General features: G+C 72.1%; 17 protein-coding genes. 12 read left to right on the forward strand and 5 right to left on the reverse strand.

Annotated elements, in window-relative coordinates; translation table 11 throughout:
• Window positions 1–176: 176 nt before the first annotated feature.
• Together coaA and ACH0A8_RS06875 are read right to left on the reverse strand one after the other, a co-directional pair.
• Window positions 177–1121, reverse strand: a complete 945-nt coding sequence (gene coaA, locus ACH0A8_RS06870; RefSeq protein WP_066656980.1) for a type I pantothenate kinase — start codon at window positions 1119–1121, stop codon at window positions 177–179.
• Window positions 1122–1244: 123 nt separating this feature from the next.
• On the reverse strand, window positions 1245–1730 hold the full coding sequence (locus tag ACH0A8_RS06875) for a glutathione peroxidase (RefSeq protein WP_066656978.1): 486 nt from the start codon (window positions 1728–1730) through the stop codon (window positions 1245–1247).
• Between the two features lie 70 nt (window positions 1731–1800).
• Between ACH0A8_RS06875 and glmS the strand changes: the two genes are divergently transcribed.
• Genes glmS through tsaE form a run of 5 tightly spaced genes read left to right on the forward strand, consistent with a single transcriptional unit; the run spans window position 1801 to window position 6798 of the window.
• The gene (gene glmS / locus ACH0A8_RS06880; protein ID WP_406906865.1) at window positions 1801–3648 is read left to right on the forward strand and encodes a glutamine--fructose-6-phosphate transaminase (isomerizing); all 1848 of its coding nucleotides are present in this window, start codon (window positions 1801–1803) and stop codon (window positions 3646–3648) included.
• A gap of 9 nt (window positions 3649–3657) precedes the next feature.
• Complete coding sequence (locus ACH0A8_RS06885; protein WP_209685290.1) at window positions 3658–4032, forward strand: holo-ACP synthase; 375 nt, start codon at window positions 3658–3660, stop codon at window positions 4030–4032.
• Window positions 4029–5132: an alanine racemase gene (gene alr, locus ACH0A8_RS06890; protein ID WP_271826367.1), complete on the forward strand. Its 1104-nt coding sequence runs from the start codon at window positions 4029–4031 to the stop codon at window positions 5130–5132. The genes ACH0A8_RS06885 and alr (ACH0A8_RS06890) overlap by 4 nt, the downstream gene beginning before the upstream one ends.
• Complete coding sequence (gene alr, locus ACH0A8_RS06895) at window positions 5129–6289, forward strand: alanine racemase (protein WP_066656967.1); 1161 nt, start codon at window positions 5129–5131, stop codon at window positions 6287–6289. Before alr (ACH0A8_RS06890) ends, alr (ACH0A8_RS06895) begins: the two co-directional genes overlap by 4 nt.
• Window positions 6286–6798 (forward strand): tRNA (adenosine(37)-N6)-threonylcarbamoyltransferase complex ATPase subunit type 1 TsaE, encoded by a 513-nt coding sequence (tsaE, locus tag ACH0A8_RS06900; RefSeq protein ID WP_066656963.1) that lies wholly within the window; start codon window positions 6286–6288, stop codon window positions 6796–6798. The genes alr (ACH0A8_RS06895) and tsaE overlap by 4 nt, the downstream gene beginning before the upstream one ends.
• 12 nt (window positions 6799–6810) lie before the next feature.
• On the opposite strand, the gene ACH0A8_RS06905 is transcribed toward tsaE, so the two are convergent.
• Window positions 6811–6990 carry a hypothetical protein gene (locus tag ACH0A8_RS06905; RefSeq protein ID WP_066656960.1) on the reverse strand — a complete coding sequence of 60 codons (180 nt, stop codon included), beginning with the start codon at window positions 6988–6990 and terminating at the stop codon, window positions 6811–6813.
• An 81-nt stretch (window positions 6991–7071) separates the two neighbouring features.
• Between ACH0A8_RS06905 and tsaB the strand changes: the two genes are divergently transcribed.
• From tsaB to ACH0A8_RS06925, 4 genes are all read left to right on the forward strand, one after another.
• Window positions 7072–7695: a tRNA (adenosine(37)-N6)-threonylcarbamoyltransferase complex dimerization subunit type 1 TsaB gene (gene tsaB, locus ACH0A8_RS06910; RefSeq protein ID WP_066656957.1), complete on the forward strand. Its 624-nt coding sequence runs from the start codon at window positions 7072–7074 to the stop codon at window positions 7693–7695.
• The gene (gene rimI, locus ACH0A8_RS06915) at window positions 7692–8234 is read left to right on the forward strand and encodes a ribosomal protein S18-alanine N-acetyltransferase (RefSeq protein WP_235426394.1); all 543 of its coding nucleotides are present in this window, start codon (window positions 7692–7694) and stop codon (window positions 8232–8234) included. The genes tsaB and rimI overlap by 4 nt, the downstream gene beginning before the upstream one ends.
• Window positions 8221–9276, forward strand: a complete 1056-nt coding sequence (tsaD, locus tag ACH0A8_RS06920) for a tRNA (adenosine(37)-N6)-threonylcarbamoyltransferase complex transferase subunit TsaD (RefSeq protein ID WP_200884118.1) — start codon at window positions 8221–8223, stop codon at window positions 9274–9276. The genes rimI and tsaD overlap by 14 nt, the downstream gene beginning before the upstream one ends.
• Before the next feature lie 104 nt (window positions 9277–9380).
• Window positions 9381–10157, forward strand: coding sequence for a DUF4190 domain-containing protein (locus tag ACH0A8_RS06925; RefSeq protein WP_066656948.1), 777 nt, complete (start codon window positions 9381–9383; stop codon window positions 10155–10157).
• A 168-nt stretch (window positions 10158–10325) separates the two neighbouring features.
• On the opposite strand, the gene ACH0A8_RS06930 is transcribed toward ACH0A8_RS06925, so the two are convergent.
• The gene (locus ACH0A8_RS06930) at window positions 10326–11543 is read right to left on the reverse strand and encodes a THUMP-like domain-containing protein (RefSeq protein WP_066656946.1); all 1218 of its coding nucleotides are present in this window, start codon (window positions 11541–11543) and stop codon (window positions 10326–10328) included.
• Between the two features lie 160 nt (window positions 11544–11703).
• Here ACH0A8_RS06930 and groES point away from each other — a divergent pair, with 160 nt between their 5' ends.
• On the forward strand, window positions 11704–12000 hold the full coding sequence (groES, locus tag ACH0A8_RS06935; protein ID WP_056121496.1) for a co-chaperone GroES: 297 nt from the start codon (window positions 11704–11706) through the stop codon (window positions 11998–12000).
• A 161-nt stretch (window positions 12001–12161) separates the two neighbouring features.
• Window positions 12162–13124: an EamA family transporter RarD gene (gene rarD, locus ACH0A8_RS06940; protein ID WP_406906866.1), complete on the forward strand. Its 963-nt coding sequence runs from the start codon at window positions 12162–12164 to the stop codon at window positions 13122–13124.
• Window positions 13125–13314: 190 nt separating this feature from the next.
• Here rarD and ACH0A8_RS06945 read toward each other — a convergent pair whose 3' ends face one another.
• Window positions 13315–14649 carry an ABC transporter substrate-binding protein gene (locus ACH0A8_RS06945; protein WP_066656937.1) on the reverse strand — a complete coding sequence of 445 codons (1335 nt, stop codon included), beginning with the start codon at window positions 14647–14649 and terminating at the stop codon, window positions 13315–13317.
• A gap of 333 nt (window positions 14650–14982) precedes the next feature.
• On the opposite strand from ACH0A8_RS06945, the gene ACH0A8_RS06950 reads away from it, so the two are divergent.
• On the forward strand, window positions 14983–15801 hold the full coding sequence (locus tag ACH0A8_RS06950; RefSeq protein WP_406906867.1) for an SDR family oxidoreductase: 819 nt from the start codon (window positions 14983–14985) through the stop codon (window positions 15799–15801).
• Window positions 15802–15945: the final 144 nt, after the last annotated feature.

Genomic DNA, 15945 nt, shown 5'->3' on the forward strand with positions numbered 1-15945 from the left:
TTTTTTTTTATACCCCTGGTTTCTGCCCTCCCCCCCGGTCGTCCGGTGGTCTGCACAACACCCGTGCGGGGTCCCCCCCGCACATCCGTGGGCCGCGCCCCGCTTCCGGTTGTTCGCGAGCAGGTCGCGCCGCGGAACGACCGAGGCGGCACGGCGCCCTCGCCCACCGCCCCGCCTCAGATCTTGCGGAGCAGCACCGAGTTGACCTTGTGGTTCGCGCCCTTCTTGAGCACGAGCGTCGCCCGGGAGCGCGTGGGCAGCACGTTCTCGAGCAGGTTCGGCTCGTTGATCGCCCGCCAGACCTCGGTCGCGGTCCGGACCGCGTCCTCGCGCGACAGCGAGGCGAAGCGGTGGAAGAACGAGTCCGGGCTCGAGAACGCCTCCTCCTGCAGGGCGAGGAACCGGTCGACGTACCAGGACTCGATGTCCTTGGTCTTCGCGTCGACGTAGATCGTGAAGTCGAACAGGTCGGACAGCGCGAGCCGCCCGTGCACCGGCGGCGCGAGCACGTTGAGGCCCTCGACGATGAGGACGTCCGGCTGCCGCACGACGATCTCGGCGTCGGGGACGATGTCGTAGACGAGGTGCGAGTAGAACGGCGCACGCACCTCGGCCGCCCCGCTCTTCACCTGGCTGACGAACCGCAGCAGCGCACGACGGTCGTACGACTCCGGGAAGCCCTTGCGGTCCATGATCCCGCGGCGCTCGAGCTCGGCGTTCGGGTACAGGAAGCCGTCGGTCGTCACGAGTTCGACCCGCGGGGTGTCCGGCCAGCGCTTCGTGAGCTCGCGGAGCAGGCGCGCGACGGTCGACTTGCCGACCGCCACCGATCCGGCGACACCGATCACGAAGGGCGTCCGGCCGGCCCGCTCACCGAGGAAGCGGCTCGTCTCGGCGTGCAGGTCCCTGGCGCCGGCCGCGTACAGCGTCAGCAGGCGGGAGAGCGGCAGGTAGACCTCCTGGACCTCCTGCATGTCGAGCCGGTCGCCGAGGCCGCGCAGCTGCACGATCTCGGTCTCGGTGAGCGACAGGTGCTCCTTCGGTGCGAGCTGGGACCACTCGTCGCGCGGGATCTCCACGAACGGGGTCGGGTGCGCGACGGTGGCTTCCGTGATCGGCATGGGCACGAGCGTACAGACGGGAGGCGCGGCGGACGTGCGTGGACCGGCTGCGGTGATCCGCGCCTCCCGTCCGGTGCCCGGTGCGTGTCCGCAGGACGCGACCCGTCGTGCGGACGGTGACCGTCAGGCCGGCAGGGCCGCCTCGATGGCGGCGACGACCTCGGGGGCGTCCGGCTTCGTGGTCGGACGGAAGCGCGTGACGGAGCCGTCAGGGGCGACGAGGAACTTCTCGAAGTTCCAGCTCACCCGGCCGGCCTTGCCGGAGGCGTCGGGCGTCTCCTTGAGCGCCTGGTAGAGCGGGTGGGCGCCCCTGCCGTTCACCTTCACCTTCTCGGACATCGGGAAGGTCACGCCCCAGGTGGTGGAGCAGTACTCGTCGATCGCCTCCGACGAGCCGAGTTCCTGCAGGAACTGGTTGCTCGGGAAACCGAGGACCGTGAAGCCGCGGTCGCCGTACGTCTGCTGCAGGGCCTCGAGCTGCTCGTACTGCGGCGCGAGTCCGCAGCGCGAGGCGACGTTCACGACGAGGACGGCCCGGTCCGAGAACTGCGCGAAGGTGGTGTGCTCCCCGTGCAGCGTGGTGATCTCGATGTCGTCGAAGCGTCCCATGTCCCGAACGGTATCCCCACTCCTGCGGACTTGCAGGGTTGATCTCCAGCCAGACCGTAGGATCGTGCGCATGTGTGGAATCGTGGGCTACGTCGGCAGCAAGAGCAGCCAGGAGGTCCTCCTCGGTGGTCTCCGTCGTCTCGAGTACCGCGGCTACGACTCGGCGGGCATCGCCGTCGTCGACCGGCCGGGTGACCTCGTCTCGGCGAAGAAGGCCGGCAAGCTGCAGGCCCTGGTCGAGGAGCTCGAGTCGCACCCGATCGCCGACGGTGCCACCGGCATCGGACACACCCGCTGGGCGACCCACGGCGGCCCGACCGACGGCAACGCCCACCCGCACCTGGCGGACGGCGGCAAGCTCGCGCTCATCCACAACGGCATCATCGAGAACTTCTCCGAGCTGAAGCAGGAGCTCGTCGCCGAGGGCGTCGAGTTCACCAGCGAGACCGACTCCGAGGTCGCCGCGCACCTCGTCGGTCGTGCGTTCCGCGAGACCGGGGACCTGACCGCCGCCATGCAGCAGGTCGTGCGGCGGCTCGAGGGTGCCTTCACGCTCCTCGTCGTGCACGCCGACCAGCCGGGCGTCGTCGTCGGTGCGCGCCGCAACTCGCCGCTCGTCGTGGGCCTCGGTGACGGCGAGAACTTCATGGGCTCCGACGTCGCGGCCTTCGTCGCCTACACGCAGCGCGCCCTCGCGATCGGCCAGGACGAGATCGCGACGATCCGTCCCGACGGCGTCGAGGTCGTGCACTTCGACGGCTCGCCGGCGACCCCCGAGGAGTTCGAGGTCAGCTGGGACGCCTCCGCCGCGGACAAGGGCGGCTGGAGCTCCTTCATGGCCAAGGAGATCAGCGAGGAGCCCGAGGCCGTCGCCAAGACGATCCTCGGTCGCGTGCACGACGGTGCCGTGACGCTGACCGACCTCGACCCGATCGCCGATCGGCTGCAGCAGGTCGACCGTGTCATCGTGATCGCGTGCGGCACGGCGGCGTACGCCGGCATCCTCGGCAAGTACGCCATCGAGCAGTGGGCACGCGTCCCCGTCGAGGTCGAGCTCGCCCACGAGTTCCGCTACCGCGACCCGGTGCTGAGCGACCGCACCCTCGTCGTCTCGATCAGCCAGTCGGGCGAGACCATGGACACGCTCATGGCCGTCAAGTACGCCCGCGAGCAGGGTGCGCAGGTGCTCTCGATCTGCAACACGCAGGGCGCCACCATCCCGCGCGAGTCCGACGCGGTGATCTACACGCACGCCGGCCCCGAGGTCGCCGTCGCGTCGACCAAGGCCTTCATCGCCCAGGGCGTCGCGCTGTACCTGCTCGGGCTGCACCTGGCCACGCTCAAGGGCACGCTCACGGCCGAGCAGATCGCCGAGCAGGTCAGCGAGCTCGAGGGCCTCGCACCGAAGCTCCAGCAGACCATCGACGACGCGTCCGGTGTCGCCGAGCTGGCGAAGTGGATGGCGGACACCCGGAGCGTGCTGTTCCTCGGCCGCCACGTCGGGTACCCGATCGCGCTCGAGGGGGCCCTCAAGCTCAAGGAGCTCGCGTACATCCACGCAGAGGGCTTCGCCGCCGGCGAGCTCAAGCACGGCCCGATCGCACTCATCGAGCCGGGGCAGATCGTCTTCGTGATCGTGCCGTCGCCGCGCGACCCGCGCTCGCTGCACCCGAAGGTCGTCTCGAACATCCAGGAGATCCGCGCCCGCGGCGCCCGGGTGATCGCCATCGCCGAAGAAGGAGACGCCGCCGTGCTGCCCTTCGCCGACGAGGTCCTGCGCATCCCGCTCGCCACGCCGCTGTTCGAGCCGCTGCTGGCCGTCGCGCCGCTGCACATGTTCGGCATGGAGCTCGCCGCCGCCAAGGGGCTCGACGTCGACCAGCCGCGCAACCTGGCGAAGTCGGTCACCGTCGAGTAGGCCCGCGTCGTGATCATCGGCATCGGGGTCGACGTCGTCGACACGGAGCGGTTCCGGGGTGTGCTCGAACGCACCCCGGCGCTCCGGACGCGGCTGTTCACCCCGGCCGAGCAGCTGCGCGACGGGGAGCCCCGACCGGTGTCGTCGCTCGCGGCCCGGTTCGCGGCGAAGGAAGCACTCATCAAGGCGTTCGGGTCCAGTGCCGGGCTCAGCTGGCAGGACCTCGAGGTCGTGTCGGACGACCAGCGGAACCCGTCGCTCACGCTGCACGAGGGCGCTCGTCGGGTGGCGGCGGACCGGGGTGTGACGGACGTCCACCTGTCGCTGTCGCACGACGGCGGGATCGCGACGGCGTTCGTCGTCATCGAAGGAGGGGGCGCATGAGCGCGTTCACGGGGATCACGGTCGACCGCGAGGCCCTCATCGCGAACTACGCCACGGTGTCCGAGCAGGTGGCGCCGGCGGGTGTCATCGCGGTCGTCAAGGCGAACGCGTACGGGCACGGTGCGGTCGACGCCGCACGGGCGTTCGTCGACGCCGGTGCCGAGTGGCTCGGGGTCGCCGACGTCGAGGAGGGCATCGCGCTCCGCCGCGCCGGCATCGACGAGGGCGTCCGGATCCTGGCGTGGCTGCACGCCCCGGACGAGGACTTCCGCCGCGCCGCGCAGTACGACGTCACCCCGGCGGTGTCGAGCGTGTCCCAGCTCGCGGCCGCGGCCGACTCCGAGGTGCCCGCGGTGCACGTCTGCGTCGACACCGGGCTGAGCCGGAACGGCGCGGTCGAGTCCGAGTGGGCCGAGCTCTTCGACACCGCCGGGCGGATCGCCCGGGCCGGCGGGCGCACCCGCGTCGAGGGGCTCATGTCGCACCTGTCGAACGCGTCGCGTGCCGACGACCTCGACCAGGACGCCGCACTCCAGCGGGCGCTCGACGGCCTGGCGGCGAACGGCATCGTGCCGGACATCGTGCACCTCGCCGCGAGCGCCGCGGGCATCGCGGTGCCGGAGACGCGCCACGACGCCGCACGGGTCGGGCTCGCGCTCTACGGGCTCAGCCCCTTCGCCGACCGCACCTCGGCCGACCTCGGGCTCCGGCCGGCGATGCGCGTGACCGCCGCGGTGCTGCGGACCGTCCCGGTGGCCGCGGGCGACGGCGTCAGCTACGGCTACACCTGGCGTGCAGCGACGGACACCCGGCTCGCGGTGATCGGCCTCGGGTACGCCGACGGCTTCGACCGCGACCTCGGCAACCGGGTGTCGGTGCGCATCGGTGACCGGGAGTTCCCCGTCGTCGGCCGCGTCGCGATGAACGCCATGCACATCGACATCGGCGACGCCGACGTCCGGGTGGGCGACGAGGTCGTGCTCTGGGGCGACCCGGCGGACGGCGACCCCGCGGTCGAGGACTGGGCGGCGGCGATCGACACCATCAACTACGAGGTGGTCGCCAGGGTCGGCCGCAGCGTGGAACGGAGGACGACGTGAACGCCCCCCTTCGTCGGGCCCGGATCGACCTCGACGCCTACCGGTCGAACCTCGACCTCGTGCGCGAGTGGATGCACCCGGTCGAGGTCATGGCGATCATGAAGGCCGACGCCTACGGGCACGGTCTCGAGCCGATCGCGCTCGCGGCCGTCGACGCCGGCATCCGCTGGATCGGCGTGCTGACCGTGCCGGCCGCGCTGCGCCTCCGGGCGATCGGCGTCGGCGAGGACGTGCACCTGTTCACCTGGCAGCACGACCCGGCGCTCGACTTCCGCGACGCCGTCGACTCGGCGATCGACCTCGGCGTCTCGAACGTCGCCGAGCTGCAGCGGGTCGTCGACGCCGTCGACCAGCGCCCGGCACGGGTCCACCTCGGCGTCGACTCCGGCCTGCACCGCGACGGCGCGACCGCGGACGCCTGGCCGGAGCTGGTGGCACTCGCGGTCGACGCGCAGCGCGCCGGCCGGATCGAGGTCGTCGCGGCGTACACGCACCTCGCGGAGTCGTCGGACGACGACGACAGCGCCGCGGTCGCCGTGTTCGACCGGGCCGTCGAGACCGCGGAGGACCTCGGGCTCGACCTGCCGATGGAGCACGTCGCGGCCTCGCTCGCCGGGCTCGAGCGGAAGGAGTTCCGCAAGGACATGGTGCGGATGGGCGCGAACCTGCTCGGCATCCCGGGTGCCGAGGGCGTGTCCGCCGCCGACCTCGGGCTCGAGCCGGTGATGACGCTCACGGCCTCGGTCGCGAAGACGAAGCGGGTCCCGGTCGACACCGGCGTCTCCTACGACTACACGTACCGCACCACGTCGGAGACCACCCTGGCGCTCGTGCCCGTGGGCTACGCGGACGGGGTGCCGCGTCGTGCGCAGGGCCGCGTCGAGGTGACGATCGGCGGGAAGCGGTACCCGGTCGCCGGTCGCGTCGCGATGGACCAGTTCCTGGTCGACGTCGGCGACGACGAGGTCCGCGTCGGCGACGAGGTCGTGCTGTTCGGCACGGGGGAGCACGGCGAGATGACCGTCCTCGAGTGGGGCGAGGCGCTCGGCACCATCGGGGAAGAGGTGACCTGCCGGATCGGGGCCCGCGTCCCGCGCGAGGTCGTCGGGCACCAGGTCGAGGGCCGGGTCGGCGACTACCTGCGGGAGCAGCCGTGACGGACGCCCGGGTGCTGCTCGACACGACGGTGTCGACGACCGACGAGATGGGTGTGCTCGGTGCGCGGCTCGCACGTGTCCTGCGTGCCGGCGACCTCGTCGTGCTGACCGGGCCGCTCGGTGCGGGCAAGACGACGCTCACGCGTGGCCTCGGGGCCGCGCTCGGCGCGCGGGGGCAGGTGTCGAGCCCCACCTTCGTCCTCGCCCGGACCCACCCGACGACGACCGGCCCGGACCTGGTCCACGTCGACGCCTACCGGTTGAGCGACCCCGTGGAGCTCGACGACCTCGACCTCGACTGGGACGCCTCGGTCGTGGTGGTCGAGTGGGGCCGGGGCTTCGTCGACGGCATCGCGGACAGCATCCTCGACGTGGAGATCGTCCGTGCGACGGGAGCGGACGCGCCCGACGGCGACGCCGACGACCTCGACCCCGACGACGTTCCCGACGAGCCCCGACGGGTGATCGTCACCGCGACCGGGCCGCGCTGGGCGGACGTCACGCTCTGACGGATCGCCGGGTCAGCCCGACCGCACCGAGGTGGTCGGGTCGATGAAGAAGTCGGCGTAGGCCGGGTCGTCGACCGGCAACCACCCGAGTCGGGCGTGCACGAGCGCGTCGACGTCCGCGGGCGGCAGCAGGCCCCGACGGCGCCACTGCTCGGGATCGCGGTGCGCTGCCGTGCGCGGTGTCCAGGGCATCGGTGACCTCCCTCGTGCTGGTGGAACATCACCGGACACTACGCCACCGTCCGCCGTCCCGATCGCGCCTACGATGGACGCGTGCTCCTCGCCATCGACACGTCCGCCGGCACCTCGGTCGCCGTCGTCGACCCGGCCAGCGGTCGTGTGCTCGCCGAGCGCAGCACCGACGACTCCCGCCGGCACGCCGAGGTGATCGGCCCGTTCCTCGCCGAGGTGCTCGCCGAGGCCGACGTCACCGGTGCCGACGTCACCGGGGTGGTCGCCGGCACGGGCCCCGGCCCCTTCACCGGCCTGCGCGTCGGGATCGCCGCCGCGCGCACCTTCGCCGCCGCCCGCGGCGTCCCCCTCCTCCCGCTCGTCAGCCACGACGCGATCGCGGCCGACCTGCAGCGGCACCCCGTCGTCGTCCTGACGGACGCGCGCCGCCGCGAGGTCTACTGGAGCGCCCACGACGAGACCGGCACGCGGGTCGCCGGTCCCGGACTCGCGAAGCCGGCGGACCTGGACGAGGCGATCCGCGCCTCCCGTCCGGAGGCCGTCGACTGGCCCCGCGAGACCGTCACGACCGTCCCGGCCGGGAGGCTCGGGTCGCTGGCAGCAGACCGGCTCGCCTCCGGCGCGCCCTTCGCCGACGACACCCCCCTCTACCTGCGTGACCCCGACGTCACCGTGCCGGGGGCCCCGAAGCGGGTCGTCCGGTGACCGGACTGCCCGCCGGCCTGCGGCTGCGCCGCGCGGTCCCGCAGGACCTCGACGACGTCATGTTCCTCGAGCACACGTCGTTCCCGACGGACGCCTGGACCTCGTCGCAGATGGCGGGGGAGCTGTGGTCCCCGCACGGGTACTACGTCGTGGTCGAGACGACCGAGGACGGCGCCCCGACGGTCGTCGGCTACGCCGGGCTGTCCTCGCTCGCGGGCAACCCCGTCGCCGACGTGCAGACCATCGCGGTCGCTGCCGAGCAGCGGGGCCGGGGCATCGGGAAGGTGCTCTTCACGGAGCTCCTCGACGAGGCCCGACGGCGTGAGGTGCACGAGGTGTTCCTCGAGGTGCGCGCCGACAACCCCGTGGCGCAGGCGATGTACACCGCTGCCGGGTTCGAGCGCATCGCCGTGCGGCCCCGCTACTACCAGCCCGACGGTGTCGACGCGTGGGTGATGCGGGCGGAGCTCCCCGTCACCCCCGGTGCGTCCACCGGTGTCGGACCGATCGGACAGGAGACCCTCGGTGAGCGCGACTGAACCCCTGGTGCTCGGCATCGAGACGAGCTGTGACGAGACCGGCGTGGGCATCGTCCGCGGGACCACCCTGCTCGCCAACGTCATCGCGTCGAGCATGGACGAGCACGCCCGCTACGGCGGCGTCGTGCCCGAGGTGGCCGCACGGGCGCACCTCGAGGCCATGACCCCGACCCTGCACGAGGCCCTCGACCGCGCGGGTGTCACGCTCGACGAGCTCGACGCCGTCGCCGTGACCGCCGGCCCGGGGCTCGCCGGTGCCCTGATGGTCGGGGTGGGCGCAGCCAAGGCACTGGCGGTCGCGACGGGCAAGCCGCTGTACGGCGTGAACCACCTGGTCGGGCACGTCGGTGCGGACGTCCTGCGTGCGGACGGCAGCGCGATCGAGCTGCCGACCGTGGCGCTGCTCGTGTCCGGCGGCCACACGTCGCTGCTGCTCGTGCGGGACCTGGTCGGCGACGTCGAACTGCTCGGCGAGACGATCGACGACGCGGCCGGCGAGGCGTTCGACAAGGTCGCACGCCTGCTCGGACTGCCCTACCCGGGCGGGCCGCAGATCGACCGGGCGGCAGCGGAGGGCGACCCGACCGCGATCCGGTTCCCGCGCGGCCTGACGCTGCCGAAGGACATGGCGCAGCACCGGTACGACTTCTCGTTCTCCGGGCTGAAGACCGCCGTCGCGCGGTGGGTCGAGAAGTGCCGGGACGAGGGCCGCGAGGTCCCCGTCGCCGACGTCGCGGCGTCGTTCCGCGAGGCCGTCGTCGACGTGCTCCTCACGAAGGCGCTCGCCGCGTGCCGGGACACCGGTGTCGACCGCCTGCTGCTCGGGGGTGGGGTCGTCGCGAACGCACGGTTGCGCGCCGTCGCCGAGGAACGCTGCGCTGCCGCCGGGGTCGCGCTGCGGATCCCACCGTTCGACCTCTGCACCGACAACGGGGCCATGATCGCCGCGGTCGGTGCGCGCCTGGTGGCAGAGGGGCACGCGCCGAGCGACCTCGGCATCGCGGCGGACTCCACGCTGCCGGTGACGACCGTCCAGGTCTGAGTCGCGCGGCCGGGTGGCGCACGCCGACGCCTGAACCGGCTCCCGGCCCGTGTGGGAGGATGCTCAGCAGGCACCGACCGACCGGGTGCCGGGAGGGGTGGACGGTGTCCGATCAGAACCAGTGGCCGAAGCCGGGCGAGTCGAGCGGGGGAGACGACGGCCGGCAGCAGCAGGACGGGCAGTCGGGCAGCCAGCAGCCCGCGAACCCCTCCGCGCAGCCGTCGCAGGGCACCCCGTACGGCCAGGGCCAGCAGGCGTCGGGCGCCCCGTACGGTCAGGGCCAGCAGCCGTCGGGCAACCCGTACGCGCAGCAGTCCCAGCAGGGCAACCCGCACGCGGCCTCGGGGCCCCAGCACAACCCGTACGCACCGCAGTCGCAGCAGGGCAACCCCTACGCGCAGCAGTCCCAGCAGGGCAACCCGTACGCGCAGCAGTCGCAGCAGGGCAACCCGTACGCGCAGCAGTCGCACCAGGGCAACCCGTACGCGGCCTCGAGCCCCCAGCAGAACCCCTACGCGCCGCAGCAGGGCGGGAACCCCTACGCGTCGCCGTACGCCACGAGCGGGTACCAGCCGTACGCCCAGCGCCCGAAGACGAACACCCTGGCGATCCTGTCGATCGTGTTCGCGTTCGCCGGGGTCGTCATCTGGCCGATCGTGATCCTCACGAGCCCCGCCGGCGCGATCATGGGGCACATCGCCCTCGGGAAGATCAAGCAGACGGGTGAGGGTGGCCGTGGACTGGCCCTCGCCGGGGTCATCGGCGGGTGGGTGCTGACCGGGCTCTACGTGCTCTTCGCGGTGATCTTCATCATCGCGATCGCGTCGAGCCACTCGTCCTCCGACCCGTACGGCTACGACTCGGGCGCCTTCATCCGCTGACCCGCGCCGCGCTGCACGGCTCCGTTCCGCGAGATCGACAGACCCCCGCCGATGTTCGGCGGGGGTCTGTCGCTGCCGCGGACGTGAACACGACAGCGACAGCGACAGCGACAGCGAGAGCGCCTCGCGCCGACCGCCCGCGCAGCCTCGTGCCCCGCTACCGCCCCGCTACCGCCCCGCGGCCGAGCCGGCCACGTCGGTGAGGCGCTCGCACAGGAGCGCGGTGTGCCGTCCCTCCAGACGGGTGAGCACGAGCGTCACCGACCGCCGCCCCCGCAGCCGCAACCGCTTCCGGAACTGCGCCGGGTCGACGTCGACGCCGCGCTTCTTGATCTCGACGGTGCCGACGTCCTCCGCCGCCAGGCGTGCCGACAGCTGCTTCACGTCGAGGGGCATCGTGTCCAGCACCCGGAACCCCTGCGCGAACGGCGTCGTCACGGCACGGTCCGACGTGACGTACGCGATGCCCTCGGAGAGCATCCGGCCTCCGATGGACCGCGCCAGGTCACCGATCAACCGCCCACGGATGACGGCGCCGTCCGGCTCGTACAGGTAGGCGCCGACGGGACCGACCTCGACGTCCTCGGCGTCCGCCGGGCCGGTGAGCTCGGCGATGCCGTGACCGCCGATGACGGTGGCCGCGCGCCGGACACCGTCACGGGCGAGGGGCCCGGACCACAGAACGAGCTCGACGACCTCGCGGTCGACGGACACCCACTGCGCCTCGAGCGTGTCCGGGATCAGGTCGCGGTCGATGCCCGGGCCGAGCTTCACGCCCGTCGGGGTCGTCGTCGCGGCGGCGAACACGGTGTCGAGCGACGGCGACCAGTCGTCCGGGTCGGCCAGGCGCCTCGTGTTCGCGTGCCCGGCCGTGCGTCGCGCGGGGTCCATCCAGACGCCGTCGACCCGGGACAGGTCGAAGGCGGCCGCGTCGCCGAGCTCGACCCGGGCGTTCGGCCAGAGCGCGAGGTTGTGCGTCGCGACCGCCGCGGTCACCTCGTCGCGGTCGACGGCGGTGACGTCGAGGTCGAGCGCGGCCATCGCCATGGCGTCGCCACCGATCCCGCAGCCGAGGTCCGCGACCCGGGTCAGACCGGCGGCGGCGAAGCGACCGGCGTGCTGCGCGGCGACCTGCAGTCGGGTGGCCTGTTCGAGGCCGGCCTCGGTGAAGAGCATCCGCGCGGCGAAGTCCCCGAACTTCGCGCGGGCCTTCTGGCGGAGCTTCGCCTGGGTCAGCACGGCTGCCACGAGCCCCGGGTCGTGTCCCTCGCCACGGAGCCGGGAGACCACCCGGACGATCTCGCCCCCGTCCGAGACGCCGGGGGTACGGTCGAGCAGGGCCATCCCCTCGGGGGTCAGCAGCTGGGCGAGGTCGGCGGCTTCCACCCGTCGATCCTCCCAGGTCGCCGGGGAGGCCCGACACGTGCTGGCACTCGGATTGACCGAGTGCCAGACTGTCCCTAGAGTTGTGGTTGGCACTCTCCTGTGCGTAGTGCCAACCGGTTCCCATCTGTACCGAGTCAGTACCGAGAAAGAAGAGGTCACCGTGGCCGTCACCATCAAGCCGCTCGAGGATCGCATCGTCATCCGCCAGGTCGAGGCGGAGCAGACCACCGCTTCCGGTCTCGTCATCCCGGACACCGCGAAGGAGAAGCCCCAGGAGGGCGAGGTCGTCGCCGTGGGTCCGGGTCGCATCGACGACAACGGCAACCGCGTGCCGCTCGACGTCGCCGTCGGCGACAAGGTCATCTACTCGAAGTACGGCGGCACCGAGGTCAAGTACTCCGGCGAGGACCTGCTCGTCCTCTCGGCGCGCGACGTCCTCGCGGTCATCGAGCACTGAGACCAGCAGCTCTCGTCACGAACGCCCCGTCCGGCTCGCAGCCGGCGGGGCGTTCGTGCGTCCGGGCGCGTGTCGCTGCGGCGCTCCCGGCCCGTCCCGGTGGTCGGCCTGGAGGCGCGCTGTCCGCCCGCAGCGTCCGCGCCCCTTCCTAGGATGGTTCCGTGAGTGGAGCGACCCCGGCTCGTCCGGCACGCAGCGAGGCATCCGTCGGCGTCGTGCAGGCGATCGTCGCGTACGGACTCTGGGGCCTGATGCCCCTGCTCTTCGCCGCGATGGCCCCCGCCGGCGCGTTCGAGATCGTCGCCTGGCGGATCGTCTTCGGCCTGGTCTTCTGCGCGGTGGCGATCGCCGTCACCCGGTCGTGGCTGCGCACCCGCTCCCTGCTCGCCCAGCGCCGGGTGATGCTCGTGATGGGACTCGCGGCCGTGCTCATCCTGGTGAACTGGACCGTGTACGTCGCCGCGACGACGACGGGCCACACGGTCGAGGCGGCGCTCGGGTACTTCATCAACCCGCTCGTCACGATCGCCCTCGGCGTGGTCGTGCTCCGCGAGCGCCTGCGTGCGGCGCAGTGGGTGGCCGTCGGCATCAGCGTCGTCGCGGTCGTCGTCATCGCGGTCGGCTACGGGCAGGTGCCGTGGATCTCGCTCGCGCTGGCGTTCTCGTTCGGGTGCTACGGCCTGGTGAAGAAGCGGGTCGGGGGCACCGTCGACGCGCTGAGTGGCCTGACGATCGAGACCGTCTGGCTGGTCCCGATCGCCGTGGGGGCGCTCGTCGTGCTCGGCGTCACGGGTCTCGGCGGCGGGGTGACGTTCACGAGCGAGGGGTGGCCGCACGTCCTCGTCACGGTGCTCACCGGGCCCGCGACCGCGGTGCCGCTGCTGCTCTTCGCGTCGTCCGCCCGGCGGGTGTCCCTGTCGACGCTCGGCCTGACGCAGTACCTCGCGCCGGTGATGCAGCTCCTGGTCGGCGTGGTCGTGCAGCACGAGGCGATGCCGCCCGCGCGGTGGATCGGCTTCGGGATCGTCTGGGTCGCGCTCGTGGTCCTGACGGTCGACAGCTTCGTGGCGGCCCGGGCCGCGCGGCGGCGGACGCTCGCCCCTGCGGCGGCCGAGCCGGCCTGACGGGCGCGAGCCGCGCCTCCCGTCCGCCCCCCGGTGCCCGCGCGCGGTTCGGAGCGCTGTGCCGAGGCTCGGCCATGCGGACAGTTCCGCAGGCCCGCGCCCGCGGAACTGTCCGCGGACGCGAGTCTCGCGGGGACGACGTCGGCCCCGGACCTGCATGAGGTCCGGGGCCGACGTCGCGTGCTGCGTGTTACTTCGAGACCGAGCCCTGGATGGCGGTCTGGTACACGGGCTTGTTGTCGCCGTCGAACTTGTAGATGCCGATGTAGGCGCTCGACGGGTCGTTCTTGCTGTCGAACGGACCGATGCCGGACGGGCCGGTGTACTGGATGTCCTCACCCTTGTCGAGCAGGTCCTTGCACGCCTTGAACGTCTCGCACTTCGTGCCGCCGTCCGCACCGGACACCGCGGCCATGTTGGCCTGGATGGTGCCCGAGTCGGTGCCCTTGCCCTTCACCGCGGCCAGCGCAGCGAGGGTCGTGGCGTCGTAGGACTCGGCAGCGTACGAGTAGTCAGCCAGCTCCTTGCCCGAGGACTGCTTGTAGAAGTCCGACAGGCGCTGCTTCAGCTCGTCCTTCGGGCTGGCGCCGGGGATGGTGCCCTGCGCGCCCTCGAGGGTGCCCGGGTCGAAGTCCTTCGAGTAGTCCGCGGTGTTGCCGTCGGACATGTAGATCTTCGACATGTCGGCGTTCTGCGACTTGAGCTCCGGGATGATCGACTTCGTCTCGTCGAAGGCGAGCACCACGATGGCGTCCGGCTTCGCGGCGAGCGCAGCGGTGACCTCGGACGAGAACGTCGTCTGTCCGGGCGGGAACTCCTGACCCTTGCCCTTGCCGCCGTAGACGACCTGGCCGCCCGAGTCCTCGATCGCCTGCTGCACGGTGTCGCGGAGACCCGTGCCGTAGGTGTCGTTGAAGACCAGGAACGCGACCTTGGCGTTGCCGTCACCCGTGACGAGCTGGCCGAGGGCCGAGCCCTGCACCGAGTCCGGCGGCGCGGTCCGGTAGTAGTGCGACGAGTACCCGGACAGGTCGGTCGCGGTGTTCGCCGGCGAGATCTGCACGATGCAGTTGCTCGTCAGCTGGTCGATGACGTTGAGCGTGACGCTCGACGACTCGGCGCCGATGACGACCGGCACCTTGGCGTTGACGAGCTTCGTCGCGGCCGAGCTCGACACGGTCATGTCGTTGCTGTCGCCCGAGTCGGTCGCGGGGTCGATGCTGACGTCCTTGTCGAGCACGCCTCCGGCCGAGTTGATGTCCTCGACCGCGAGGCCGACGCCGGACTCGGCGGGCGGGTTGAGGTACGACAGGGTGCCCGTCAGCGGGAGGATCGTGCCGATCTTCAGCGCGTCGGTACCGGGGGTGTCGGGGGCCTTGCAGCTCGCCGCCGGGTCCTTCTTCGCACCGCCGGCGGAGGCGGAGGAAGTGGTCTCGGCGCTGCCGCTGGTGGAACACGCGGCGAGGAGGAGCGCTGCCGCTCCCGCCACTGCCAGTGCCGTGGTGGCACGGGTGGTTCTGGTCATCCGTGGAGCCCTTTCTCTGCGCGGAGGCCCAACCGCATCGGGTCGAGCGCGGTCTCCTCCACGTGGGTTGCCGAGAAAACTAGGGCCGAAGTGTTTCGCGTGTGTGTCCGAGATCATCACCTGGACGTTTCGTTACACACCCGTGACGAAACTGAGGAGGTGCACGGGAACCCCTGATGAGGAGTCCGTCCGGACGGTCCTCGCGCTCGCCGAGGCCCGTGCGGACCGTTCGGGATCGGCTGGAGCGCTCCCGCGCGGGCTCGTCCGCGTCGTTCTGTGCAGGGGGCGCGGACCCGGGGGAGCACTGCGGCGGTCGCGCCTACGGTCCGGCCCATGAGCGACGCAGCTTCCACCACCACCTTCCGTCCCACGCGCGCGATCGTCACCGGCGCCGAGTCCGGCATCGGCAAGGCCACCGCGGTGGCGCTCGCTGCCGCCGGCATGGACGTCGGCATCACCTACCTGTCCGAGCCCGAGCGCGCCGAGGAGACCGCCGCCGAGGTCCGACAGGCCGGACGGCAGGCCTTCGTCGAGCAGATCGACGTGACGCAGCTCGACCAGGCGGGCGCCGTGATCGACCGCCTCGTGGCGCAGCTCGGCGGCGTGGACGTGATCGTCGCCGATGCGGGCACGGGCGACAACGCGCCGTTCCTGGACATCACGCTCGAGCAGTGGCGGCACACCGTCGCCACCGACCTCGACGGGGCGTTCGTCACGATCCAGGCAGCAGCGCGGCACATGGTCCGACAGGGCACCGGCGGGCGGATCATCGGCATCACGAGCGTCCACGAGCACCAGCCCCGGTACGGGTCGAGCGCGTACGACGCAGCGAAGCACGGGCTCGGTGGGCTCCTGAAGACGATCGCGATCGAGCTCGCTCCGTCCGGGATCACGGCCAACGCCGTCGCGCCGGGCGAGATCGCGACCCGGATGACCGGTGCCGAGGACGAGGACCCGCACACGATCTCCCGGCCGGGGGTCCCGCTCGGCCGGCCGGGCAACGCGTGGGAGATCGCGGCCGCGGTGACGTTCCTGGCGTCGCCGGCATCGTCGTACATCACGGGGGTGTCCCTGCCCGTCGACGGCGGCATGCTCCAGATGGGCCCCCACGGCGGCAGCCACATCACCTCCGACGACTGGCGGAGCGCGTAGGCGGCGGGGGCGGCTCCCCGTCGCGGCCCGGGACGCCGTCGTTGGCTCGAGACGCCCTGAACACGCTGAAACGCCCTGAACACGCTGAGACGCCCGCGAATCCGACGGTGTCTCGGCAGTTCGGCGGCGTCTCGGGTGGACACC

The organism is Curtobacterium sp. 179-B 9B NHS (assembly GCF_045370965.1).
GTDB lineage: Bacteria > Actinomycetota > Actinomycetes > Actinomycetales > Microbacteriaceae > Curtobacterium.